Source organism: Clostridium hominis (assembly GCF_014287825.1).
Taxonomy (GTDB): domain Bacteria; phylum Bacillota; class Clostridia; order Clostridiales; family Clostridiaceae; genus Clostridium; species Clostridium hominis.
This window is the reverse complement of the sequence record NZ_JACOOO010000040.1, coordinates 34,007-56,614: the sequence shown is the minus strand read 5'-3', so window position 1 is coordinate 56,614 and position 22,608 is coordinate 34,007. Positions and strand designations below refer to the sequence as shown.

The 22,608-nt window shown below is 26.3% G+C and carries 25 protein-coding genes; 23 read left to right on the top strand and 2 right to left on the bottom strand.

Annotated features, from left to right (window positions below; all coding sequences use genetic code 11):
- Positions 1-7 precede the first annotated feature (7 nt).
- From H8S20_RS16865 to H8S20_RS16790, 16 genes are all read left to right on the top strand, one after another.
- Entirely contained in the window at positions 8-391 is a 384-nt protein-coding gene (locus tag H8S20_RS16865; RefSeq protein WP_186860826.1) for a hypothetical protein, read from the top strand.
- Positions 392-719: 328 nt separating this feature from the next.
- Positions 720-1,676 (top strand): hypothetical protein, encoded by a 957-nt coding sequence (locus H8S20_RS16860; RefSeq protein WP_186860825.1) that lies wholly within the window; start codon positions 720-722, stop codon positions 1,674-1,676.
- 31 nt (positions 1,677-1,707) lie between these two features.
- Positions 1,708-2,913 carry an exonuclease domain-containing protein gene (locus H8S20_RS16855; protein WP_186860824.1) on the top strand — a complete coding sequence of 402 codons (1,206 nt, stop codon included), beginning with the start codon at positions 1,708-1,710 and terminating at the stop codon, positions 2,911-2,913.
- The gene (locus tag H8S20_RS16850; protein WP_186860823.1) at positions 2,906-3,082 is read left to right on the top strand and encodes a DUF3970 family protein; all 177 of its coding nucleotides are present in this window, start codon (positions 2,906-2,908) and stop codon (positions 3,080-3,082) included. The genes H8S20_RS16855 and H8S20_RS16850 overlap by 8 nt, the downstream gene beginning before the upstream one ends.
- A gap of 150 nt (positions 3,083-3,232) precedes the next feature.
- On the top strand, positions 3,233-3,664 hold the full coding sequence (locus tag H8S20_RS16845; RefSeq protein ID WP_186860822.1) for a hypothetical protein: 432 nt from the start codon (positions 3,233-3,235) through the stop codon (positions 3,662-3,664).
- 136 nt (positions 3,665-3,800) lie between these two features.
- Complete coding sequence (locus H8S20_RS16840) at positions 3,801-4,166, top strand: hypothetical protein (RefSeq protein WP_186860821.1); 366 nt, start codon at positions 3,801-3,803, stop codon at positions 4,164-4,166.
- 435 nt (positions 4,167-4,601) lie between these two features.
- On the top strand, positions 4,602-4,820 hold the full coding sequence (locus H8S20_RS16835) for a hypothetical protein (protein ID WP_042398933.1): 219 nt from the start codon (positions 4,602-4,604) through the stop codon (positions 4,818-4,820).
- Positions 4,821-5,236: 416 nt separating this feature from the next.
- Positions 5,237-5,989 (top strand): ParA family protein, encoded by a 753-nt coding sequence (locus tag H8S20_RS16830; RefSeq protein WP_186860820.1) that lies wholly within the window; start codon positions 5,237-5,239, stop codon positions 5,987-5,989.
- 68 nt (positions 5,990-6,057) lie between these two features.
- Positions 6,058-7,329, top strand: coding sequence for a ParB/RepB/Spo0J family partition protein (locus tag H8S20_RS16825; RefSeq protein ID WP_186860819.1), 1,272 nt, complete (start codon positions 6,058-6,060; stop codon positions 7,327-7,329).
- Positions 7,330-7,460: 131 nt separating this feature from the next.
- The gene (locus H8S20_RS16820) at positions 7,461-7,910 is read left to right on the top strand and encodes a hypothetical protein (protein WP_186860818.1); all 450 of its coding nucleotides are present in this window, start codon (positions 7,461-7,463) and stop codon (positions 7,908-7,910) included.
- Positions 7,911-8,328: 418 nt separating this feature from the next.
- Positions 8,329-8,622: a hypothetical protein gene (locus tag H8S20_RS16815; protein WP_186860817.1), complete on the top strand. Its 294-nt coding sequence runs from the start codon at positions 8,329-8,331 to the stop codon at positions 8,620-8,622.
- 57 nt (positions 8,623-8,679) lie between these two features.
- Positions 8,680-9,015: a hypothetical protein gene (locus H8S20_RS16810; RefSeq protein ID WP_186860816.1), complete on the top strand. Its 336-nt coding sequence runs from the start codon at positions 8,680-8,682 to the stop codon at positions 9,013-9,015.
- A 695-nt stretch (positions 9,016-9,710) separates the two neighbouring features.
- Positions 9,711-11,591, top strand: a complete 1,881-nt coding sequence (gene ltrA, locus H8S20_RS16805) for a group II intron reverse transcriptase/maturase (protein WP_186860815.1) — start codon at positions 9,711-9,713, stop codon at positions 11,589-11,591.
- A 91-nt stretch (positions 11,592-11,682) separates the two neighbouring features.
- Complete coding sequence (locus H8S20_RS16800) at positions 11,683-12,294, top strand: DNA methylase N-4/N-6 (protein ID WP_186860814.1); 612 nt, start codon at positions 11,683-11,685, stop codon at positions 12,292-12,294.
- 447 nt (positions 12,295-12,741) lie between these two features.
- Positions 12,742-13,410 (top strand): PBECR4 domain-containing protein, encoded by a 669-nt coding sequence (locus H8S20_RS16795; RefSeq protein ID WP_186860813.1) that lies wholly within the window; start codon positions 12,742-12,744, stop codon positions 13,408-13,410.
- A gap of 469 nt (positions 13,411-13,879) precedes the next feature.
- Entirely contained in the window at positions 13,880-14,443 is a 564-nt protein-coding gene (locus tag H8S20_RS16790) for a hypothetical protein (RefSeq protein WP_186860812.1), read from the top strand.
- Positions 14,444-14,905: 462 nt separating this feature from the next.
- Here the strand turns inward: H8S20_RS16790 and H8S20_RS16785 are convergent, their stop codons facing one another.
- Positions 14,906-15,187 (bottom strand): hypothetical protein, encoded by a 282-nt coding sequence (locus H8S20_RS16785; RefSeq protein ID WP_186860811.1) that lies wholly within the window; start codon positions 15,185-15,187, stop codon positions 14,906-14,908.
- A 601-nt stretch (positions 15,188-15,788) separates the two neighbouring features.
- On the opposite strand from H8S20_RS16785, the gene H8S20_RS16780 reads away from it, so the two are divergent.
- On the top strand, positions 15,789-15,998 hold the full coding sequence (locus tag H8S20_RS16780) for a hypothetical protein (protein WP_186860810.1): 210 nt from the start codon (positions 15,789-15,791) through the stop codon (positions 15,996-15,998).
- Between the two features lie 97 nt (positions 15,999-16,095).
- On the opposite strand, the gene H8S20_RS16775 is transcribed toward H8S20_RS16780, so the two are convergent.
- Positions 16,096-16,689 (bottom strand): recombinase family protein, encoded by a 594-nt coding sequence (locus H8S20_RS16775; RefSeq protein ID WP_186860809.1) that lies wholly within the window; start codon positions 16,687-16,689, stop codon positions 16,096-16,098.
- Positions 16,690-17,419: 730 nt separating this feature from the next.
- Between H8S20_RS16775 and H8S20_RS16770 the strand changes: the two genes are divergently transcribed.
- From H8S20_RS16770 to H8S20_RS16745, 6 genes are all read left to right on the top strand, one after another.
- Positions 17,420-17,947, top strand: a complete 528-nt coding sequence (locus tag H8S20_RS16770) for a sigma-70 family RNA polymerase sigma factor (protein WP_186860808.1) — start codon at positions 17,420-17,422, stop codon at positions 17,945-17,947.
- Between the two features lie 156 nt (positions 17,948-18,103).
- On the top strand, positions 18,104-18,298 hold the full coding sequence (locus H8S20_RS16765; protein WP_005215547.1) for a BhlA/UviB family holin-like peptide: 195 nt from the start codon (positions 18,104-18,106) through the stop codon (positions 18,296-18,298).
- Positions 18,299-18,552: 254 nt separating this feature from the next.
- Entirely contained in the window at positions 18,553-19,140 is a 588-nt protein-coding gene (locus H8S20_RS16760) for a hypothetical protein (protein WP_186860807.1), read from the top strand.
- 61 nt (positions 19,141-19,201) lie between these two features.
- Entirely contained in the window at positions 19,202-19,966 is a 765-nt protein-coding gene (locus tag H8S20_RS16755; RefSeq protein ID WP_186860806.1) for a hypothetical protein, read from the top strand.
- A gap of 121 nt (positions 19,967-20,087) precedes the next feature.
- Entirely contained in the window at positions 20,088-21,143 is a 1,056-nt protein-coding gene (locus H8S20_RS16750) for an IS1595 family transposase (RefSeq protein ID WP_055257692.1), read from the top strand.
- A gap of 662 nt (positions 21,144-21,805) precedes the next feature.
- Complete coding sequence (locus H8S20_RS16745; RefSeq protein ID WP_007286427.1) at positions 21,806-22,579, top strand: 23S rRNA (adenine(2058)-N(6))-methyltransferase Erm(Q); 774 nt, start codon at positions 21,806-21,808, stop codon at positions 22,577-22,579.
- Positions 22,580-22,608: the final 29 nt, after the last annotated feature.

Genomic DNA, 22,608 nt, shown 5'->3' with positions numbered 1-22,608 from the left:
AAATTCTATGGCTGATACTCAAAAGAAGAAAAGATCTGTATATTCATTTGGACTAAAAAAAACTGATAGTCCTATTATTAAAGACTTTATAGAGAATCAAACCAATTTTTCTGAAACTGTAAGATATTTAATTTATAAGTATGTTTCTGAAAATAATACTGATGATATTTCTTATAAATTTAATGAGTTAGTTTTTAGTAATGCTATGTCTTTAAAGTCAAATACTAGTGAAAATATTAATATAAATTCAAGCAACACAAATGTAACACATGATGTTACTGATACTAATTCTGAAAGTAGTAAATCTACTAATGAAGTAGATTATGATAATGAAATTAGTTGTGATAATGAATCTTTAGGTGATGATGATATTCCTGATTGTTATAAATAGAAATAGTGATTTTATAACCGATAAAACTAAAAGTGTTCCTCAAGAACACTTTTTTATTACTTATTTTATAAAATTTATACACTAATAATAAATTAATATAAAGTGTTCCCTGGGAACACTTTATTATTTTTTTAAATTTATATCAAAACAAAGGAAAATTCACTTAATTCTTTTTTAATATACTAATATTTTGATTTAGTATATTAAAAAAAATAATATACTACTAATATGCTATTTGGTTTTAGTATATTACTTTTAATCATTAGTATATTTTCCATTGAAATAGTGCTATAATATAAGTATAGATAAAAATGTTGGAGGATTTATGATGAAAGAAGAAAATATAAAAGAGAAAAAGAAGCAAAAAGCACCATTAGGAATTAGACCTGATGATTATATTGAGCAAAAATTTAAAAGTATGGCAGAAAATAAAGGTATATCTCAAACCAAATTATTTGAAAAAATATTTTGGGAGTTCACGAGAAACTCAAATGAAGCACTAAGACTACAATCTTTAGACTGTAGCTTAGAATTACAATCTATTAGTGGAGCTTCATCAACTTTAATAAAAGCTATAGATAAAATTGTTACAAAGGCTCAACTTGAACTTATGTCTAAAAATAGAGAAGTTGAAAATATTAAAGAAGCTTCAGACAAGAAGATAGAATTAGCTAATATTGAGCTAACAAATAAAATTAAGGAATTAGAATTACGAAATAAGGAACTCGAAGAGCAGCTAAATAATTCTAATGCTATTGTAGTTGGATTTAATACAGTAAAAAATGAACTAGATTCAAAAATAGAAAACCTTAATAAAACTGTAATTGAATTAAATAATGATATAAAAGAAAAAGATAAGAACATTCAAGATAAAAATAATGAAATTTTAAATAGTTCTAAGGCTATTGAGAATATGGAAAAAGAAATAGCATTGATAAAAGAGCAGAAAGTAATTTTAGAAGGAAAAAATGCAAGTTTACAAGTTAATGTTGAAATGCTACAAGGAACTATCAATACTTTTAATTCTATAAAGAAAACTGAAATTGAAGCTATTAAAGATAATGAAGCTACAATAAATCAATTAAAGATAGATAAGTTAAAAGCTGAATTTGAAAATGAAGTATCTAACCTTAATAATAGTATAGTATCTTTAAAGAAAGATATTGAATTAAAAGAAGATGAATTAAAAGCAGTAAAAGAATCTTTAAACAATGTAATATCTTCTAAAGACTTAGAAATAAAAACTTTAATTAAAGAGAATAAGTCAATTAAAAAATTAAAATAGATGCGAAATTTAAAGGGGTGGAGAATTTATAATGAAGTATGAAAAAGTCGTTTTAGATTTTGAAACTACTGGATTAAGTGCTAAATTTGATGAAATATTGCAAGTAAGTGTAATAGATCAGGACGGAAATGTTTTAATAAATGAGTATTGTAAACCTAAAAATATTACTTCCTGGAATGATGCAGAAGAAATACATGGTATTAGTCCAGCTATGGTATTAGGTAAAAAGCCTTTTGAAGATTATGTTGAAGTCTTATCGGATATTTTAACTAATACTGATGAAATTATTATTTATAATGCAGAGTTTGAAGTAGGCTTTTTAAAGAAATATGGTGTTGAGTTCAATAATAATATTTATGATTTGATGTTAGAATTTGCTGAAATATATGGTCAATGGAATGAGTATTTTGGAAGTTACACTTGGAAATCATTAATTGATTGTTGCTTATATTATGGTTATTACTTAGGTAATGCTCACGATAGTTTAGAAGATTGTAAGGCAACTTTATACTGTTATAACAAAGTGATAAATAAAGAAGATAAATATGAGGGAAAAGAATATATCGGAAAAACAGTTAAAGAATTTTTAGATGAAGCGTGGGTAAAGGTTAATAATAAATCTATTGCATTGCGTATCTATCCAATAGAATCAAACAGTAAAAATTGGTATTTTTACGGTGAAATTAAAGATTATGATGATATTAAACACAAGGATCTGTTAGATTGTAAAATACATAAAGTAAGATATACTACTCCTAGACATTTATCTATTTATGTTGATAGTTTTTTACAAGGTGATTATGATTTATTGCAAAAAGAAATAGAAAAATTAAAGGAAAAGAACTCTGAATTAGAAGAAGAAAATAAGGAATTAAGAAATGTTAGATATGAAAATTATAGGTTATATAGAGAAGAAAATGAGAAGGTTATAAAATTAGAAAAGAAAATAAATAAAATGAAAGAAAAACTAGGTTTAGTGTTAAAGGAAAAAAAGAAAGTACCAGTTTTTAATAGTTATGGTTTCTATACTGCTGAATATTGCAGAACTACTAAAAAGCCAATGATCCAGCCAAGTGAATATAGAGCATTTAAAGATGTTTTATTATCTCAAACTAGATGTAAAGAAATTAAGAAGCCAGTTCGTGAGGGTGAAGAAATTTATGCTTTTCTTAGGGTAAGAAATGGTTATTGTGCTTTATATTATAGAAATGTTAAGGTAGGTAATAAAGATGATTAAAATTAGACTAACTTATGCTGATGATAAAGAAAAAGATATTACTATAGAAAAGATTAAAGAAAATTTTGAAGTTTTAAATATAAGTAGAGAGTATAAAGGGCGTGGAAATAGTCAATATTCTAATGTTTATATTGATGCAAATATCATAGAGAAAATATCTAATAAATAAATTGTAGATAATCCGAACTAAATAAGAAAATATGATCTTTGAAAACTGAATAGTACGGTATTTACAAAATATGTTATAATTATATTGAATTATTTAGTAATAATTAATATAGGTATACTATTAATTATGTATTTAAAATGGGAGGTTTTTATGAAAATAGTTGTTTTATTTTGTAACATTATTGTTCCAGTAATTATGATTTGGATAGGTATATTGTACAACAGACATTCTAATGAAAAAACAAATAAAATATTAGATTTGTTTATGCCTATTGCTATGATTGGCAGTGGATTAGGTGGTGCAGACAATAGTTATTTTTTTAATGATAAAAACTCATTAGAATATTCTAATAAAAAGTGTGGTTTGATTTGGTTTATATCAGGAATAGTTACATTAATAATAACTATTATAGTATTAATAATAAATAAAGCAGATATTTTAAATGATACAAACCTTTTAAATACTAATAATGTTAGTGTTATTATGCTAGAAGTTGAACTTGCAATAGTAGTTATGATTTTTATAAGTGTAAAATTTATTTTAAAAAAGGCTTTTTATAAGAAATTTGATACCAAACTTTAATATATTTCGAGGACTAAATTAAATATTAAATTATGAAAATATCGTATTATCTTAAATAAATATACGATATTTTTTTATGCGCAATTCAAAAATAATAAATAAATTTCAATGTATTTATAGATAAGGGGGATAAATAATGATTGAATATAAAAAACTTATCAATAAAAGGGAGATTGATTATAAAAGAATAGGTGCTTTGCTAGTTGTAGAAGATAAACTATATCCAGGTGATACACATACTGATTGTATTGAATTTATGCTGATGAGTGAGGAAGATGATTCAGTAATAAAGAAGATAGAAGATGAAATATATAATGGTACTTATTCAAAAAAATATGCTATGTGTGAAATTTTAAATACAGCAATTATAGTTCATAATCAGGATTCTATAAATGATGATTTAATTAGAACTACATTATTGTCTTATTGTGATAATTTAAAATGTGATTTGTATGTAGTCCCTAAAGTAGAAGATTCTAATTATCTTATAAAATTAAATTAATATATTGTTTTTAAATTTTATTTTTCCTGGCACTATTCCCATCACCCAATTATAACGCTTCAATAAGCTAATATATTCTATTACTTTACATTGTTCCATCTACCTAGCGACCAATGTAAAGCAAAGAATATCTAAGCTTCTTTTTGCTATAATCGGGTCCCGATGGAGTGCATCCAAATAAGTAAGAAGTCCTTTAGGGGACTTCTTTTTTTATCTTGTTTTTTTGAAGCACTAGCCTATCATATTTCCGTTCAAGTAGTAAAGCCATTCCATAAAATTTTTTGTCGGCCAACTGGATCTGCAGTTAGCAGCCAAAAATTTTTCTTCCATTTTCCTTTACAACTCACTCCAATATGTAGTCTTAGGCTCAACAAAAAAACAACAACACGACGGTAGGAGTGCTAATTTAAAGTTTATATTTTAGGAGTTGATAGTATGTGCCAATACAAAATTTTCTTATCTGCTACTGACAAAGAAATAGCTGATAAATCAAAAATGAGAGTTGACCTTTTTGGGGATATGAAAATTAAAGATATTGAGGAATTAAAAGATTTTAAGATTTTATATGTTTCCCAAGGGCATGAAGATTTAGTATCTATCAAAGGTAAAGAAGTACCTCGTAAAGTTAGATATATACAAGTTTTCAAAAGATAGTTTCATTTATTGAAAGGGGGTGATTTGGTGAAAAAAAAGAAAAAAAAGAAGAACAAAATCGGAACTGACAAATTAATAATTCTTTTAACTGCATTGGTCAATTTAGTTATTGCAATTATTAATCTCATCTCACTACTTAGCAAGTAGGCTAGTCAAGGGAGGGTTTACCCCCCTCCTGTTCCAAAATCATTCTTCTTTAATGATAACAAATTATTAAGGAGGTATCAATAAAAATGACAGAAAAAAAATTAAATATTGCTTCAATAATAATAGTTATATTAAACCTACTAGTTACCATAGCAACATCATTTGTACTAATTTTTAGATAAGTAAAAAGGTGTCCTTTGGGGACACCTACCAAAATAAAAGATAATGAGATTTATATAAATTTTAATTAGAAAATGGAGGAATTAATTATGAAAAAAGTATCAATTTTTAATATAAAAGGTGGAGTTGCAAAAACAACTTCTACAGCCAATCTAGGAGCTTGTTTAAGCAAACAAAATAAGAAAGTATTATTAGTAGACCTTGATCCTCAAAGCAACCTTACAAAGCTATTTAAAGCCTACAGTATGGACGATTTATCAGTATCAGATGTTTTATTAGATAAAGATTTAGATATACATAAAGTTATCAAAAAAACAGATTTTGAAAATATAGAAATAATACCTAGTAATGTTGCTCTAGCTTTTACTGAAAAGAAAATTCTTTTAGATGTTAATAGAAGTCAACAAAATAGATTAGCAAAGGCTCTAGCAAAAATTAATGATGAATATGATTATTGCTTAATAGATTGTCCTCCAAGTCTTAATATGATTACTGTAAATTCTCTATGTGCAAGTGATGAAGTATTTGTACCAGTCAAAATAGATAAATTTGCACTTGATGGACTTGAATATCTATTAGAAAGTATTCAAGAGATAAAAGAAGAATTTAATCCTAATCTTAACTTCAAAGGTTGCTTTATTACAATGGATACGGCAACAACAGTAAATAAAGTAATAAAGAAAGAACTTAAAAATTTATTAGGAGATAAGATGTTTAATACTACAATTAAGCAAAATGTAAAAGTAATAGAAAGTACATTTGATGAATGTCCTGTAGTATTTGGTAATAAAAAAGCTAGGGCAAGTATCAATTATAGAGATTTATGTAAAGAAGTATTTTAAAAATGTAGGTGTCCCTCGGGGACACCCCACAATAAAAAATAGTTAAATAAAGAAAGGTTGTTATAAATATGAGTAAGAAATTTTCATTAAGTCAAGGAATGTTAAATCAAGTATCACAAAATGTTAAGAAAGCAAATGAAATTGAAGCTAAAAACAACTTCAATGTTCAATATATAGATATAAAAGATATTGAAAGAAATAAGAAAAATTTCTATGAAATAGTGAATGTAGATGAATTGGCAGAAGATATTAAAATGAATGGATTAAATCATAATTTAGTTGTTAGAAAATTAGATAATGGAAAATATGAGTTAATAAGTGGTGAAAGAAGATATACTGCTCTTACACGATTAGTTGAACAAGGAAACGAAATATTTGCTTTAGTTCCTTGTAAGGTTATTGAAGCGAATGATATTGATAGTGAAATAATTCTTATTCAAGCTAATGCTCAAACTAGAGAGTTAACAGAAATAGAAAAGCTTGAACAAGTAAAAAGGCTTACTGAACTATATAAAACTAAAAAGAAAAATGGTGAGAAAGTTCCAGGAAAGATAAGAGAAATAATTGCTAATGATTTAAAATTATCTCCAACACAAGTAGGAAGATATGAAAGAATAAATAAAAATCTTATTCCAGAGTTAAAAGAAATACTTGAAAATGGTAATTTAACTATTGCTAATGCAAGTGAATTTTCTTCTTTAAGTGAAGATAATCAAAAAGTTATCTTAGAAATAATAAATAATAAAGTTGAAATTAGTAAGGAGGAAGCTACAGAATTAAAAGTAAAGCTAAAGAAACTTGAACAAGAAAAAGCTGATGAACTTAAAAGGTTAGAAAATGAAAAGTTAGTTGAGATAAGAAGAATAGAAAATGAGAAAGACGAAGCTCTTAGAAGTAAGAAACTTATAAGTGATGAAGTTTTAAGATTAAAAAGTGAATTAGATAAAAGTGAAAATAAATCGGAGGAAGAAATAAAGGAACTTGAAAATCAATTAAGAGAAGAACTAAAAAAAGATTTAGATAATAAATATTTATCAGAAATTGAAAATATAAAAAATGAAGCTAATTCTAATAAAGAAGAAAAGGAACGTTATAGAAAAGAATTAGAAGAAATGAAAGCAAAGTCTAAGGAGAATAAAGATAAATCTGATGAATTTAAAGAAAATTATAAATTAGTAGCAGATTTAAAAAGCGTATATCAAGGTTTAGTATCTATCCTTAAACAACATAGAAAAATGAAAGATAATAAAATTGTTATAACTGATGATATATTAGAACAACTTGACAAAACTATGATGGCTACTTCAATTCTTAGAACTTTGAAAGATGAAATAAGATAAAGTTTAAAGTGTTCCTCGGGAACACTTTAAACACAAAATAGTTATTATATAATATTATTTGATGTACTATTTATTTAAAGCTTAAAAAATGAAATTGTAAAAAACTTATTCTATTTCTTAGGAGGTAAAAAATGAGTGGAATATTAAATATATTTAGTTTTTTTAAAGAGTGTTTAACACTTCTATCTAAAATTTTAAAAGGAGAATGTAGGGCTATTCCAATAGATTCAAGCAATATTGATTATTTATATCATGTAGTAGATAAAGAACATGTTCAAAATATTATTGATGATGGATATATATTACTACAACGTAATTCTAGTGATTTTTTAGCAATGTCAGGAAATGAAATGAAGGAAGGTACTAGATTTCTCTATGCTTTCAAAGACTTCCCAACAAAGGAGAGATTAGCTATATCAAAAGGAGATTTTTTTAATGAGAAAGTGGTTTTTAAGATTAAATATAATAAAGAGAAATATAAAGATATTTATATGCGAAAATTAGATGAAGCTATTCTAGTACCTATATATGAAGATAAATTCTATTTAAATGATTTAGAATATAGTATAAAAGATTTATAATTTTAAATATAGATGATATCTTTTTATTATATATCCTGGCACTAATCCCATCACCCAATTATAACGCTGCAATAAGCTAAGATATTCTATTACTTTATCTCGTTCCATCTATCCGAGCGACCAATCTAAAGCAAAGAATATCTAAGCTTCTTTTTGCTATAATCGGGTCCCGATGGAGTGCATCCAAATAGGTAAGAAGTCCTTTGGGGACTTCTTTTTTTATCTTGTTTTTTTGATGCACCAGCCTATCATATATCCATTCAAGTTGTAAAGCCATTCCATAAAATTTTTTGTCGGCCATGATCCTTACCAGGAATAGCAGCCAAAAATTTTTACTTCATTTTCCTTTACAACTCACTTCTATATGTAGTCCTAGGCTCAACAAAAAAACAACAACATGAAAGGAATGGTGCTATCTATGAAGTTAAGAGTAGTTATGACAAATGGAGTTAATTATTTAATTGAAAGTGGAGAATTTAAAGATAAAGATTTGATGTCAGCTTTATTAAAATTCCATTCTGATGATTGGGGAATTTTATGTAATGAAGATAAAGAATTTCAAAATGAATTATTAAAAAATCCTAATTCAAAGTATGAAGATAGATTTATGGGAGTTTATATGATAAATGAACATAAAATTTGGATTATGAGTGAGTATGATTATTCAATAAAAAGTTTATTAATCACTATCTTACTTCCTGAAGAATACTAATCAAAAGGTGTTCTTCGGGAACACCTTTTATAAATAATAAGTAAAGGAGATGTCAAAATGAAAAGTATAGTTTCTTATCCAAATAGGGGAGAGTACGGAAATAATAAATATAGGGGAAATGCTACAGGAAAATTATTAATAGATTTACATTCAGTTTATAAGTTTGATGAAATAAGTGATTATATGAGTGGAAGTTTTACAACTGCTGATGTTGGTAAAGAATTAAATATAGTAACTAATTGTTATGACTTAAATGGCTTACAAGGTGAACAATCTAAATTTGACTTAATAGAAAATGATATTAAAGAAAGAAATAATTTCATATATTGGCATCCACCTTATTGGGATATGTGCGTTTTGTTTCTGCACAACACTCTTGGAAACAAGAACTAAAAGCAGACATGAAATTCTTATAATAGGAATTCATGAACTCTATAATTGAAATTACAGGTGAAAATCCTGAATGGTGTAAATGTAGGTACACTAAAACCTAATCCTCCGACATGCTGACCATTTCTATTAATAGTTGGTATGAAGCTCGGTGAAGACACGTGAAAATCGACCTGAGATGGTAGAGAAGTAATGTGGGGTGCTAAAAAATTACTATGTGTATTGGAGCTATTTGCTTGATAGCTAGGAAGAATCGTGGAAGGCACGCTTCGTGAAGTAGGGTAAATCGAACTGAAGATTTATAATCCCGAAGGGGATTTCAGTCGCAGTAAAGGCTTATGTTCTCCTTGTTACTGCTTATATCCAAAAAGGATATGAGTTCTTAATCCACCTACAGAGGATAAAAGAATGGCTGACGGAGTAGACACGGACACTAAGGTAATATGTAAAGCTAGATTATAGGGAACAAAAGAAGCCTGATAGATAATGCTAAGCATAATAGAATGTGATGTATCTAAATAGTAGGAAATGACTATTGAAATCAGGTGGCAGCAGCCCGTAGTAGTTCGAGATAGGGAAAGCCTATTACATGGCGAAGGGGCATAGTCAATTTTATAATTAACAAATTAGCAAGTTTTGAGGAAGCCGTTGTGCATACCTGACTAAAACCTAAACAAAATCCGAAAGGAGGAATGTTTATGGCTCAAAAATTCAAAGCACCTAAAAGCGAAACAGAACTAAAGAAAATTCAAGATGAAATGTACAGGATAACATCCAAGTGCATTGAATCTAAAGAAATACCTAAGTTTAAAGGACTGGTAGAAATAATGTCTAGTGAAGTTGTCATAATGACTGCTATCCATAATATCAAAGCAAATAAAGGCTCGAAAACTCCAGGGATAGACCAAAAGATTATTGATAAAGATTACTTACAAAAAGATTATTATGAGGTTGTAACTGATATTCAAAATAGTTTTACAAACTATAAACCTGATATGGTGCGTAGGAAATGGATTCCTAAACCCGGAAAACAAGAAAAGCGACCATTGGGAATTCCAACGATTAAAGATAGGATAGTTCAGGAATGTGTAAGATTAATTATTGAACCAATTCTCGAAGCTCAATTCTTTCAACACTCTTATGGATTTCGTCCTTGGCGAGATACTCATATGGCTTTAGAAAGAGTTAAAGACCAAGTCCACAGAATAGGTTACTACTGGATAGTTGAAGGGGATATAAGTAGATTCTTTGATAATGTTAATCATACAATATTAATTAAGAAGCTATATCACATGGGTATAGCAGATAGAAGAATATTAATGATTATCAAAGAAATGCTTAAAGCTGGAATAATGGATGAATGTAAGAAAAATGAATTAGGAACACCACAGGGTGGAATCATAAGTCCAATTCTAGCAAATGTCTACTTACACCAAATGGATAAATGGATTACTAGGGAATGGGAAAACAAAGTTACCCAAAATAATTATTCAAGTAAAAGAAATCAATATCAATCTTTACACAGGTACTCAAACCTTAAACCTGCATATCTGATAAGATATGCAGATGATTGGATACTCCTAACTGATAGTAAAGAACACGCTGAAAAATGGAAATACAGAATTTCAAAATTCTTAGAAACTAATTTAAAGCTAAAACTATCAGATGAAAAGACGTTGATAACTAACATCAAAGAGAAGCCAATACATTTTGTTGGATTCACTTACAAGGTAATCAAAGAGCCTAGCATGAGAAAAGGATATAAGCCAGTCGTAAGACCACAACAAGAAAGAATTGATAAGAAATTACTAGAAATTATTCAAGACATTAAAATGTTAAGACTACCAATGACTAAAGAGAACTTAATTGAAAGTATTAGCAAAATAAACTCTAAGATAAGGGGTATTATAAATTATTACAGTGCAGCCAATATGGTATATTTTAGTTTAGCTAAATACCATAGAAGAATAACGACAGTTGCAATGAACTCATTAAGGAGAAAAGGAGTTATCTTCAAACCTGCACGTGAAGTAAATAACTTGATAGCATTACATTCTAACTATTCAACATGGATACCGGCAATCAAATTACCTAATGAACAATTAATAGGTATAACATCACCGGCATTTTGTAAATATCAGAAAACTTACAACAAGAACCAGGAAGAAACACCGTTTTCTAGTAAAGGAAGAGAGTTGCATTTAAAAAGAACACGTAAGCAACTATCATTAGCTAGAATGGAAGAAATCTTACAAGTTCCTGAAATTATTAAATTTAATAAGTATGACAAATCAAAGGAAATATATAATTATGAGTACTTTATGAATAGAATGTATGCTTTCAATAGAGATAAAGGAAGATGTAAAATTTGCGGAGAGCCTATAATAAACGGAGATAAATTTCACTGTCACCATATAAGCACAAACCTTCCCTTACAACAAATAAACAAAGTTCAAAACCTGTTATCGACACATAGTAAATGCAATAAGCTAATACATGAAAAGATAAGCCAATATGGATTTTCAGACAAAGCAATCAAAAACGCAATAAAATATAGGAAAAAGCTAATTGTTAATTAAATAAAATTGATGGAACGCTGGATGCGATGAAAGTCGCACGTCCGGTGTGAAACAGGGGAAAACAACTCTTAACAGGTAATGCTGAAGATGATTGTTACCTATTGTTATTATCAAATATAGTGGTCATATGTATGGAGATACCCCTTTAAAAAATGATTTATCACACATCAAAGATTATCAAGAGTTTATAAAAGCTATTAATTATTGCCTGGCAAAACAATATGCTAGTTTAAAAGTTGGTGGAAGAATGGCTATATTGATTGCAGATATTAAGAAGAATAAAAGACTTTACTCAATGCTCCTTGATATGAATAAACTAGGTACTGTAGAGCAAATAGTTATAAAAGAGCAATTTAATTGTATGAGTGATAATAGAAAATATTTAAATGAAAACTTCATTAAAATAGCACATGAATATTGTTTAATACTTAGGAAAGATGAACCTTTAATTTTAGATTATATGATTACGAAAAGGGGCAAAATGGATTTAAGAGATAGCTTAAATATAACCTGGAAAGACCTTGTAGCTTCTGTAATGGAAAGCTTAGGTGGAAAATCTAATTTAGAAAATATCTATAAAAAATTAGAAGGTTATAAAAAAACATCTAATAATCAAAATTGGAAAGCTAAAGTAAGACAAACCCTTCAAATTAATCCTAATTTATTTAAAAATATAGAACGTGGAATATGGGCAATAGCTTAAAAAAATTAATAGGCATAGATAACTATGCCTATTAATTTTTAGAGAAAATTTTTAAAAAAATTTTTCTCTATTTTGATTAATCTTTTTTAAAAGATTTCTTATATATTTTGATTAAATTTTTTCAAGAAAATTTAATCATTTTATTTATAATTTTTCTTGAAAAAAATTGGACAAATTGTTTATATTTTTTATAAAGAAATTTGAGCATTTTGTTGACTATCATTATAGTAATGCTATAATGATAATATAAATAGATTTTTTGGTGTACTGACACCATAATAATCTGAAAGATTTACGTGATTTAATTGCACGTCGTTGGTAGGCAACAGAAAAACCTAAAAGATTTGCGTGATTTAATTGCACGCCGTTGGCAGACAACAGAAAAATCAGTTAATTTGGAGTATATGTACTTAGTACAGATACTCCATTTTTTATACAGGGGGATATATGGCAAAACTAAATAAAGATGATGTTTTAAAAACTATAATTAAATCTGCTAATCTTTATAAAAAAAATTTAGTTAACAAAAATTTTCTTATAGTTTCTAAAAATAGAAATGAACCTTATAACTTTTGGGAATTAAAATTTGAGAAAAAACAATTTTTACACCTTGTTGGTGTTAAGACCAATCTTTCTTCTAAACATTTTTACACAAAAGCAACAACTAAAAAATTATCTATTAATGATTTTGAACCTAGAACTGATGGTACTACAGAACTTAAACTTGCTGTTTTACCTACTTTAATGGAATTTAAAAATTCTGTTAGAATGATAGGACATTATTTTGAAGATTGTTCTCCTAGATTGCTTACTGAAGTTTTAGCTGGAAATGTTCGTGGAGCTTTAGGTTTTGTTCATGATGAAAAATCTGATTTAGTTCCAAATACTTGTTTAAGTTGTAACACTAGAGTACGTTCAAACTCTGCTAGAATTGTATTAATGTTATCTAAAAATTTGAGTGATAAAGAATATTCAACTATCGAATATATAGCCAAAGATAATTTTAATATTGGTGAATTAAAAGAATTTGATAGTCCTTTTAAAGAAACGTTTAATAATTTATTTGATGATGATATTTCAGATTTAGTTGCAATAGATTCTGATAATTTAAATTAGACAAGCTTTAATATTTTTAGTTCAATAGTACATAATAATATTTTTTTATTAATTCCTGGCACTAATCCCATCACCCAATTATAACGCTGCAATAAGCTAAGATATTCTATTACTTTATCTTGTTCCATCTATCCGAGCGACCAATCTAAAGCAAAGAATATCTAAGCTTCTTTTTGCTATAATCGGATCCCGATGGAGTGCATCCAAATAGGTAAGAAGTCCTTTAGGGACTTCTTTTTTTATCTTGTTTTTTTGATGCACCAGCCTATCATATTTCCGTTCAAGTAGTAAAGCCATTCCATAAAAATTTTTGTCGGCCAACTAGATCTGCAGTTAGCAGCCAAAATTTTTTACTTCATTTTCCTTTACAACTCACTTCAATATGTAGTCTTAGGCTCAACAAAAAAACAACAACACGAGGGGATTTAACCGAGAGTGTAAATTACAAAATGAAAGGATTGAGTTTATTATGAGTTTAGAATTTTTAGAATTAAGAAAAAAGGTTCAAGAAGTTAATAATTTACTGTCAGTAGTTTCCTATGATAGTCAAAGTGGAAAGGGGGCGGTTTTATATGATTCACAAACAACGCTAGAATTTATTTTATGGGAAGATAAAACAATAACTATGCTTGGTGGTGATACTGTTAAATATGGAAGTTGGGACGATTTAGAATTAGATAGTCCATTACTTATTAAAGTGTTTAATCTCTTTGAAAAAGCCATTCATGAAATATTTAATTTGAAAAAAATAAAAACATATAAAGATTGGAAAGGAGATATAACCGAATATTTAAATATTAATGATATTGTTGATAATGAGATAATAGAACACTTTAGAAATGTTTTACCTCCTAAAATAGATACTAGCTATACATTACAAGGTGGAGAAGCTTATGACCATATTTTAGATGATAAAACTAATAAATATAAAGGTATCTATATAACATTCAATAAAGAAAATAGTAATTGGATATATAAAGGTATTTGTTTTATAGGTGAAAATACTGACAGAAGTAATTTATCAAATAAATAAAAAAAAGGCATAACAATGAAGTTACACCCTTACTCACAATAAGATTATAACTCATTGTTTGCCTAAAGTAAAGGAGAATAGAAATGAGTATATATGTACTTATAACATACAAAGAATATTGTGATAAAGTAAATGAAACAATGACTTTTGAAGGACTTCATAAATATAAGAAAAAACATTGGAGAGATTAAGGATAGTTAAGGAAGGTAATATTATGAGAAAAAAATTTGTGAATTTAGAGCAAAAAATTCTATTAAAAATAAACTTGTATTTATTGAAGTTGAATATTATAAAGGTAACTGGTGGTATATAAATTATAAAAATGAAAGAAGTTATAAATATACTTCTATTAATGAAGCTATAGCCGATATAAGTAATATGTTTGGTGATTGGATTGATTTCAAATTATTAGCCTAAAAATGCTAAAAAGGTAAGAAGTCCTTAACAGGACTTCTTTGAATTTTATTTTGTTTTTAATTCATACATAATACGTTCAGCTAAACTTATTAATGAAGGATCATTATATTCAAGAAGGCTTTTTTTAAAATTTTTCATATTTAATCCTACTCTTTCAATCTCGTTCATATCATTAAGCCTTATTGTACATATCCCTTCTGTTCCATCAAATTTAACATCAAATATATAAAGAGTTTCATCTTTCTCTTTTAAATTAAAGGTAAATAAGTTCCAATTATCTATAACCTTTTTTCCAGCTCCGTTAGAGCTGCTTAATCTTTTTCCCATAATTCCCCCCCCTTCTTTTTTACTTAGAGAATATAGCAGTAATCTATATAATGCAATAAAAAAAGTGTTCCCGAGGAACACTTTTTATTATCTAATTATTACAGTATATTCACTCATTAAATAAAATTTTAAATATAAAATTTAACCACAATATCTATTATACCAAAAATTCTTGTCAAATTATAGACTATTATGTAAATGTTTACTATGATAAAATTTAATTAAAGATTTCAATACTTTTATTTACTTCCAAAGGAGGATTCATTTATGAGATTTATTTTATTATCACTATTGCTCATCCCGACAATTATTGGAGTAATTTATTTCATTTATGAATTCTCCAATACACCTCAAGATTTTATATCTTATGATGACTTTTGATATATACGTAAAATAATAACAAATAAAGAAAGTGTTCTTCGGGAACACTTTCTTTATTTTAAAAGTCTTTATAAATATAATAAATTTTAGCATAGATATTAACTAAATTTTTTTCATGCTAATAATATGTCATTTTACTTATTTATTTTCTATTTATTGAAGTATTCTCAATTATATTTTAATATTAAGATTAATATATAATATAATTGAGGGGGATTTTATGGGTATAAAAATATTAACTGGAATATTAATTTCAATTTCTATATCCTTTGTTGGTTTTGTTTTATGTATGTTGGGAAGTTCTATATTTAATCCATCAGGATTAAATTCTTATTTGTATGTAATAATTTTTTGTTTATGTTATTTAAGTGGAGTAATTTCTTTCTGGAGCTACTTAATACTAAGGAAATTGGATAACAAATTGAAATAATAGGAATTATTCACAATGTATATAAGTTAGCAGCTAAAATAATATTTTAATTTATAATAAGTTAAAAGTGTTCCTCGGGAACACTTTCTCATTTATACTAATTATTTATTTTTTCTAATTTACGCTTATTATTTTCTCTCTTTAATGTGCTTACACTAATACCTATTAATCTCTCAACTTCGTTATAACTTTTATCTCCACCATTTACAGATAACATAGACAAAGCTAAGTCTATTTGCTCTTTAGTAAACTTCTTAGGTCTACCCTCTCTATACCCCTCTTTGGTCCTGGCTATTTCTTTTCCTTCTCGTGTTCTCTCTAAAATCATATCTCTTTCAAATTCAGCAAAAGATAAAAATATATTTCTTATTAATTTACTTGAAGGCGTATTATCCATTACCCCTATATTAAGTATATTTATTTTTATACCTCTATCTAGTAACTCTTGTACTAATTTTGTTCCATCTATTAAGCTCCTGGCGAACCTATCCAATTTAGTAACTGTAAAAGTATCTCCTTCTTTTAATTTTTCTAATAATATTTTCAGTTGTGGTCTATCATTTGTCTTTGCTGAAAATTTTTCTTCTATAACTTCATCACAACCAGCTTCAAATAATTGTGATAATTGTTCTTCTAAAGAATTTCCATAGCCTTGTTTAGTTGTACTAACTCTTGCATATCCATAATTCATATTTTTCCTCCCATTAAGGTCAAAACTTGTCCCAAAAGACCAAAATTTATATCATTACTTTTGACCATAATTTTTGACCCCCTATTAAGTATTATTTTATCGTTCATTAAAAATATATGTCAAGCAAAAAACACCCCTAGTCCAAAAGTGTTAAGTTTTGATACTTTGAAATAATATTAAAACAACAAATTACTTCTATTTATACACATGTATTCTCCTATTAATATTATTTATAAATATTTCTGCTAAATGTGTGGTGTAGCAGTACTTTTAATAAATTTTTTAAATATCATTGGATATTTACTTTTTGGATGATACTGAATTACATTCTCTAATTCTTATTATATTCTTATATATTATGTGTCAAAAGTTTTATTCTTTACTCTATTTTTATATTTATAATCAGTATGAATAATTTTACTACTCCACATCCTAACTCATTCAGATTGTCAAAAGTAACTAATAATTCTACATATTTTTAATATTCCCCCCAAATTATACTACTTGTCCAATCTCTTGCTATAAAGAATAAGTAACCATATTGTACATTTAATGTCATCCCTTAATCTGTTTTTTTATTAATTTTAAAATTTTAATAACTTATATTGAAATATAAATTAAATGCTGTTTTAAAGTGTATAATTTTGTCACTTTTTGATGTAATATTTGTTTGTTATTTTTATTTACAATTCCTCCTTTAATATCTTTTTAACAATTGGGAGGGATATTCATGGTTTTTAACTTACGTAATAAAATTATAGAAATACAAAATGGTAATAAAAATAATATTTATGATATTCTAATTATATTTGATAATATATTAAATAAATATTCACGATTATTAGATCACGAAGATACAAAACAAGATTTAATTATATTTTTAATAGGACTTTTGGATAAAATACCAATATATGAATTCAATAATGAACGTCAAATATTATCGTATATATCAAAATCTATAAAGTATGAATATATACGATTATCTAAAATAAATTCTAGAAAACTTTCAAATGAAGTATATATAAATGAAGATACAGAAATGTACTATAACTTTGATTCATCTGACATAGAGTTTTTAGATTTGATAAGTGTACTTAATGAATCAGAAAAAAATATACTTAAATTATTTTTTATTGAAAATTTCTCAATATCTGAAATTTCAAAATTGATGAATGTTTCTAGACAAGCAATTAATCAAAATAAAAATAGAGCTATAAAAAAATTAAAATATATAGTTGATGATTATATCTATGCATAATATAAATTATTTTTCTAAAAATCTCATAGTTAATAATAATAAAATTATATTATATATTTTTAGTTATATAATAAATATTACTCTTAAAGACGTTGATATATACACCTTAAAAATATGCTTAATCATAATTACTTTGTAGTTTAAGGGGGTGAAATTATGAATAATGAATTGTTTAATTTTCTAACTTCTCAAGGAATATTTGCTTTATTGTTTAGCTATCTTTTGCTATATGTTTTAAAACAAAATCAAATTCGTGAAGAAAATTATCAAAAAATAATCCAACAGCTTAGTAATACTCTTCCTGAAATGCAAAATGACTTGGAAGATATAAAAAATCAAATCTTTAAATAGTACATAAAATATAATCTGTAGAATAAATATTATAAAAAGTCTATTCTGCAGTTTTTATATATTTTTTAATTAAACATTTGATTTAATTAATATAGTATAAATTAATTTGAATTCTGTGTATTTTTTTGTAAATTTATTAGAGTTTTTGTTGAAAAAAATGGTTTTTAAGGAATATTTTATATGATAATATTGTATTGAACATTCTTATTTTTTAACTAGTTAAAATTTATTTTAATAATGGAGGTTTTATTTTTATGAAAAAGAAACTTTTAACGTTACTTTGCGGATTTGTAATAGCTACTGTTCCAACTATTACATCTTTTGCTAATAATAACATTGAAATGTTAAATGAAAATTCTATAACTTATGAGAATGAATTTACAGACTCTTCTGTAGATAGTTCTTCTGAAATATCGCCTAGGGTTGATATTAGTTCCCCAGGTGTCCTTAGAACATGGAGTGATGCTCCATTATACAGTTCACAAGGTATTTATAAAATGGTTGCTAGACCCAAATCTACCACTCAAACTGCAGCTTCTATTTATATACATGATACTGGAGGAAATTGTCATATTACAGCATCTTTGTGGAGAAATGGAGTTAATAGGACTGCTTGGACTGCAAACTCAGTGTCGACAACTGGAAAACATGAAACTGGATCTTATGATGATCCCGGATACTATGCAAATATACGACAAACTCGATCTACTGATTTCCTAGGAATTGGTTATGCTAGTGGATATTCTAGCCCAACAAGTAATAATGAAATTCAACTTGGAATTCAAAGCTGTGTAAATAAACCTTATACAACATATTGTAGTGGTGGAGTAAATTATAGATAAAAATTAATGCAATATAGAGATTATTCACAATCTCTATATTGTGAAATTTTAGGAGTTATTTATGTTTAGCCTTATAAAATTAGATATTATAAATTGCATTAAAAACAAAAAATTTACAATAGTTTTTTTAATATTCTTTTCTTTATCTTTTTTACACTTTTTATTTGTTTCTATATATATATTAAAGGATACTTCTGCTATCACATTATTTTCTAGTGATTTATCTTTAGCTGATCAATATATCGGAGGAGACTTATTTAATTTATACATTATATTAATTCCATTCACAGTTAACTTCATCTTCTCAGACAGCTTTTCTAATGAATATTCATCAAATATACATTCAAACCTGATAATTAGAAAAGGATTGAAAAGTTATGTATATTCAAAAGCTATAGTTACATTTTTAACTACATTTTTAACAATTTTTTTAACATTGTATATAAACAAACTTTTGATTGGCTTATTAAGTTTAGGAGTAAGCACCTCAATAGAACATTCTTACTCTACACATACACATGCTTATAATTATTCAAGTAGTTTAATAATTATAGTCAATTCTATAATTGCTTCATTAATTTCATTAACAACATTAGTAATTACAATCTATTTCAAGCATATAAAGCCAATAATAATATTTGTAATTATTAGTTCAATATTCTTTTTTTCTTCAATTATATTAGGAATATTTAATATGGATTCATTTAATTTGTATTATTATCAACAAGGCGTATTTGACCCTAAAATAGCATTGCCACTATTGACTATTTGGCTAAGTTTACTATTTATATTATTAAAAGTAAAAATTAAAAATTATGTAGATTAGAGGTATATATGAATAAACTTTATATTAAGATTGGCTTTGTTTTAATAAACTGTTGAAATTTGATTAACCTCTATAAATATGGTTATAATATATAATATAACTACTATTTAGGAGGTTTTTTATGCCAAGAGTTAATAATGTTATTCAGCAAGTTTCACAATTAAATACATATGAGCAAGAGAAGGTATTTGATTTTTTAAAGACTGTATTGATGTCAAATGGAATAACTAACTCTATAGATGAAGAAATCGCTGAAAATAGATTTAACAAGGGGAAGTGCTGTCCTTTTTGCAATCATGATAAAATATCTAAGTATGGAAAATATCATGGCAAGAATGGCGTTAAACAAAGGTATAAATGCCAAAATCCAGAGTGCAAAAAAACTTTCAATGATTTTTCTAAATCCCCAGTTTCAAGTAGTAAAAAGGGATTAGATAAATGGCTACTATATGCTCAATGTATGATAAATGGTAACACTATTAGGCAATGTGCCGAAATTGTTGAGATTAATATTGCAACAGCTTTCTTTTGGAGACATAAAATTATAGACGCTATTAGAAAATTTATTGGCTACGGCTCTCTTGAGGGTGTTATTGAACTCGATGAGACATACTTTGCCCTTAGCTATAAAGGGAATCATAGCAAAAGTTCTAATTTTACTATGCCAAGGGAATCAAGAAAGCGTGGTAAAGAAATAAATACAAGAGGTATATCAAAGGAATTTGCCTGTGTATTATGTGGTGTAGATAGATTAGGAAATATATATACTGGTTTAATATGTGATGGCAGACCTAACTATACTGATATAAATAGGGCTTTATCAGAGGTTGTTGAAGAAAATTCTATTTTATGTACTGATAAACATAGGAGTTATATCCCATTTGCGGCTCAACATAATTTTGAATTACATCAAATTAGGGGCGGGAGAAAAACTGTGGATATTTATAATATTCAAAGAGTCAATGCTTTTCATAGTAGCTTAAAAAGATGGATAAGAAAGTTTAATGGTGTTTCAACCAAGTTCCTAACAAACTACCTATTTTGGTATAAATGGACCCAATTATTTAAAACAGAAATTGAAAGAAATAAGCCTAAGAAATTCTTTATTCATGCTAACTCAACACATTCTATATCTTTAATAAAGGACTTTAAGATAAGAAGACCAATATATGTATAAAAGGTAAAATTTGTTTTTATTTTACTGTTTTTAGTGTACAATAAATATAATGATTGATGAACAATTGTTTAATATTGCGAAGCAAAAGGATAGGAGCATAGCTCCTATTTTTTATTTTATCTATAAAGTATATTGTGATTTTGCTAGAAGTGAATCGGAGTGCTTTACAGTAAATATAGTTTATGGTATTATTAAATACATTAAAATATGAAAGGAGTTGTAGTTATGAAAAATTTATATATAATGCTTAATAAATTAAAAAAAATATACATTACTCCTGGGTATATTATAAATTAGATAGCATATGCTTAATATACAAATCCCCTGGAATATCGACTTATATTCTAGGGGATTTTTTATAATGTTATAGCTCTGCGCTATTTAATATTAATAGTTAACATAGAGAGTATAAATAATGAAAAAATTTAAAAATATCTTCGTTTGAAAATAACTACTTAATAAAGATGCAAAAATTATAAACAAATATTTAAAGCTTATTATATGAAAAATAGGAGGAAATAAAATGATTATGAATGGTGGAATAGCGTCAATAAGATTAAGAAGATAGCGCACGAGTTGTGGCTATCGTTAAACAAATTTAATATAATGTCATAACTCCGTGCTATTTAAAGAGTAAAAATAGTGAATTAAGGAGATTATGAATGAAAGCTAAAAGTAATAATTATAGAGGAAAAGTTGATATTAGTGTATCGCAAAATTTTATTACTAGTAAAAATACTATATATAAATTAATAAAAAAAACAAATATATCCAAAAATGATTTTGTTATTGAAATTGGACCAGGAAAAGGTCATATAACAGAAGCTTTATGTGAAAAAAGTTATTGGGTTACAGCTATAGAACTAGATAGAAGTTTATATGGAAATTTAATAAATAAATTTAAAAGTAAAAATAATGTTACTCTTATTAATAAAGATTTTTTAAATTGGAAATTACCTAAAAAAAGAGAATATAAGGTATTTTCTAATATTCCTTTTTATATAACAACAAAGATTATTAAGAAATTATTATTAGAAGAGTTAAATTCACCAACTGATATGTGGCTAGTTATGGAGAAAGGTTCCGCAAAAAGATTTATGGGAATACCTAGAGAGAGTAAATTATCATTACTTTTAAAAACTAAATTTGATATTAAGATAGTGCACTATTTTAATAGAGAAGACTTCCATCCCATGCCTAGTGTAGATTGCGTCTTAGTATATTTTAAAAGAAAATATAAATATGATATATCTAAAGATGAATGGAATGAATATACAAGTTTTATATCTAAGTCTATTAATAACTTAAGAGATGTATTTACAAAAAATCAAATTCATGCAGTAATTAAATACCTAGGTATAAATCTTAATAATATTAGTGAAGTTTCTTATAATGATTGGATACAGTTATTTAGATATAAACAAAAGATAGATTAGTAATAGTAGATTTAAATTAGGAGGTGTTA

What these genes read in the sequence shown, in the direction of transcription:
- H8S20_RS16830 (WP_186860820.1), top strand. Translation starts at nt 5,237, where the DNA reads ATGAAAAAAGTATCAATTTTTAATATAAAAGGTGGAGTTGCAAAAACA.
- H8S20_RS16770 (WP_186860808.1), top strand. Translation starts at nt 17,420, where the DNA reads ATGGTTTTTAACTTACGTAATAAAATTATAGAAATACAAAATGGTAAT.
- H8S20_RS16825 (WP_186860819.1), top strand. Translation starts at nt 6,058, where the DNA reads ATGAGTAAGAAATTTTCATTAAGTCAAGGAATGTTAAATCAAGTATCA.
- H8S20_RS16840 (WP_186860821.1), top strand. Translation starts at nt 3,801, where the DNA reads ATGATTGAATATAAAAAACTTATCAATAAAAGGGAGATTGATTATAAA.
- H8S20_RS16780 (WP_186860810.1), top strand. Translation starts at nt 15,789, where the DNA reads ATGGGTATAAAAATATTAACTGGAATATTAATTTCAATTTCTATATCC.
- ltrA (WP_186860815.1), top strand. Translation starts at nt 9,711, where the DNA reads ATGGCTCAAAAATTCAAAGCACCTAAAAGCGAAACAGAACTAAAGAAA.
- H8S20_RS16860 (WP_186860825.1), top strand. Translation starts at nt 720, where the DNA reads ATGAAAGAAGAAAATATAAAAGAGAAAAAGAAGCAAAAAGCACCATTA.
- H8S20_RS16785 (WP_186860811.1), bottom strand. Translation starts at nt 15,187, where the DNA reads ATGGGAAAAAGATTAAGCAGCTCTAACGGAGCTGGAAAAAAGGTTATA.
- H8S20_RS16755 (WP_186860806.1), top strand. Translation starts at nt 19,202, where the DNA reads ATGTTTAGCCTTATAAAATTAGATATTATAAATTGCATTAAAAACAAA.
- H8S20_RS16865 (WP_186860826.1), top strand. Translation starts at nt 8, where the DNA reads ATGGCTGATACTCAAAAGAAGAAAAGATCTGTATATTCATTTGGACTA.
- H8S20_RS16760 (WP_186860807.1), top strand. Translation starts at nt 18,553, where the DNA reads ATGAAAAAGAAACTTTTAACGTTACTTTGCGGATTTGTAATAGCTACT.
- H8S20_RS16795 (WP_186860813.1), top strand. Translation starts at nt 12,742, where the DNA reads ATGGCAAAACTAAATAAAGATGATGTTTTAAAAACTATAATTAAATCT.
- H8S20_RS16835 (WP_042398933.1), top strand. Translation starts at nt 4,602, where the DNA reads ATGTGCCAATACAAAATTTTCTTATCTGCTACTGACAAAGAAATAGCT.
- H8S20_RS16765 (WP_005215547.1), top strand. Translation starts at nt 18,104, where the DNA reads ATGAATAATGAATTGTTTAATTTTCTAACTTCTCAAGGAATATTTGCT.
- H8S20_RS16815 (WP_186860817.1), top strand. Translation starts at nt 8,329, where the DNA reads ATGAAGTTAAGAGTAGTTATGACAAATGGAGTTAATTATTTAATTGAA.
- H8S20_RS16750 (WP_055257692.1), top strand. Translation starts at nt 20,088, where the DNA reads ATGCCAAGAGTTAATAATGTTATTCAGCAAGTTTCACAATTAAATACA.
- H8S20_RS16810 (WP_186860816.1), top strand. Translation starts at nt 8,680, where the DNA reads ATGAAAAGTATAGTTTCTTATCCAAATAGGGGAGAGTACGGAAATAAT.
- H8S20_RS16790 (WP_186860812.1), top strand. Translation starts at nt 13,880, where the DNA reads ATGAGTTTAGAATTTTTAGAATTAAGAAAAAAGGTTCAAGAAGTTAAT.
- H8S20_RS16775 (WP_186860809.1), bottom strand. Translation starts at nt 16,689, where the DNA reads ATGAATTATGGATATGCAAGAGTTAGTACAACTAAACAAGGCTATGGA.
- H8S20_RS16855 (WP_186860824.1), top strand. Translation starts at nt 1,708, where the DNA reads ATGAAGTATGAAAAAGTCGTTTTAGATTTTGAAACTACTGGATTAAGT.
- H8S20_RS16745 (WP_007286427.1), top strand. Translation starts at nt 21,806, where the DNA reads ATGAAAGCTAAAAGTAATAATTATAGAGGAAAAGTTGATATTAGTGTA.
- H8S20_RS16820 (WP_186860818.1), top strand. Translation starts at nt 7,461, where the DNA reads ATGAGTGGAATATTAAATATATTTAGTTTTTTTAAAGAGTGTTTAACA.
- H8S20_RS16850 (WP_186860823.1), top strand. Translation starts at nt 2,906, where the DNA reads ATGATTAAAATTAGACTAACTTATGCTGATGATAAAGAAAAAGATATT.
- H8S20_RS16845 (WP_186860822.1), top strand. Translation starts at nt 3,233, where the DNA reads ATGAAAATAGTTGTTTTATTTTGTAACATTATTGTTCCAGTAATTATG.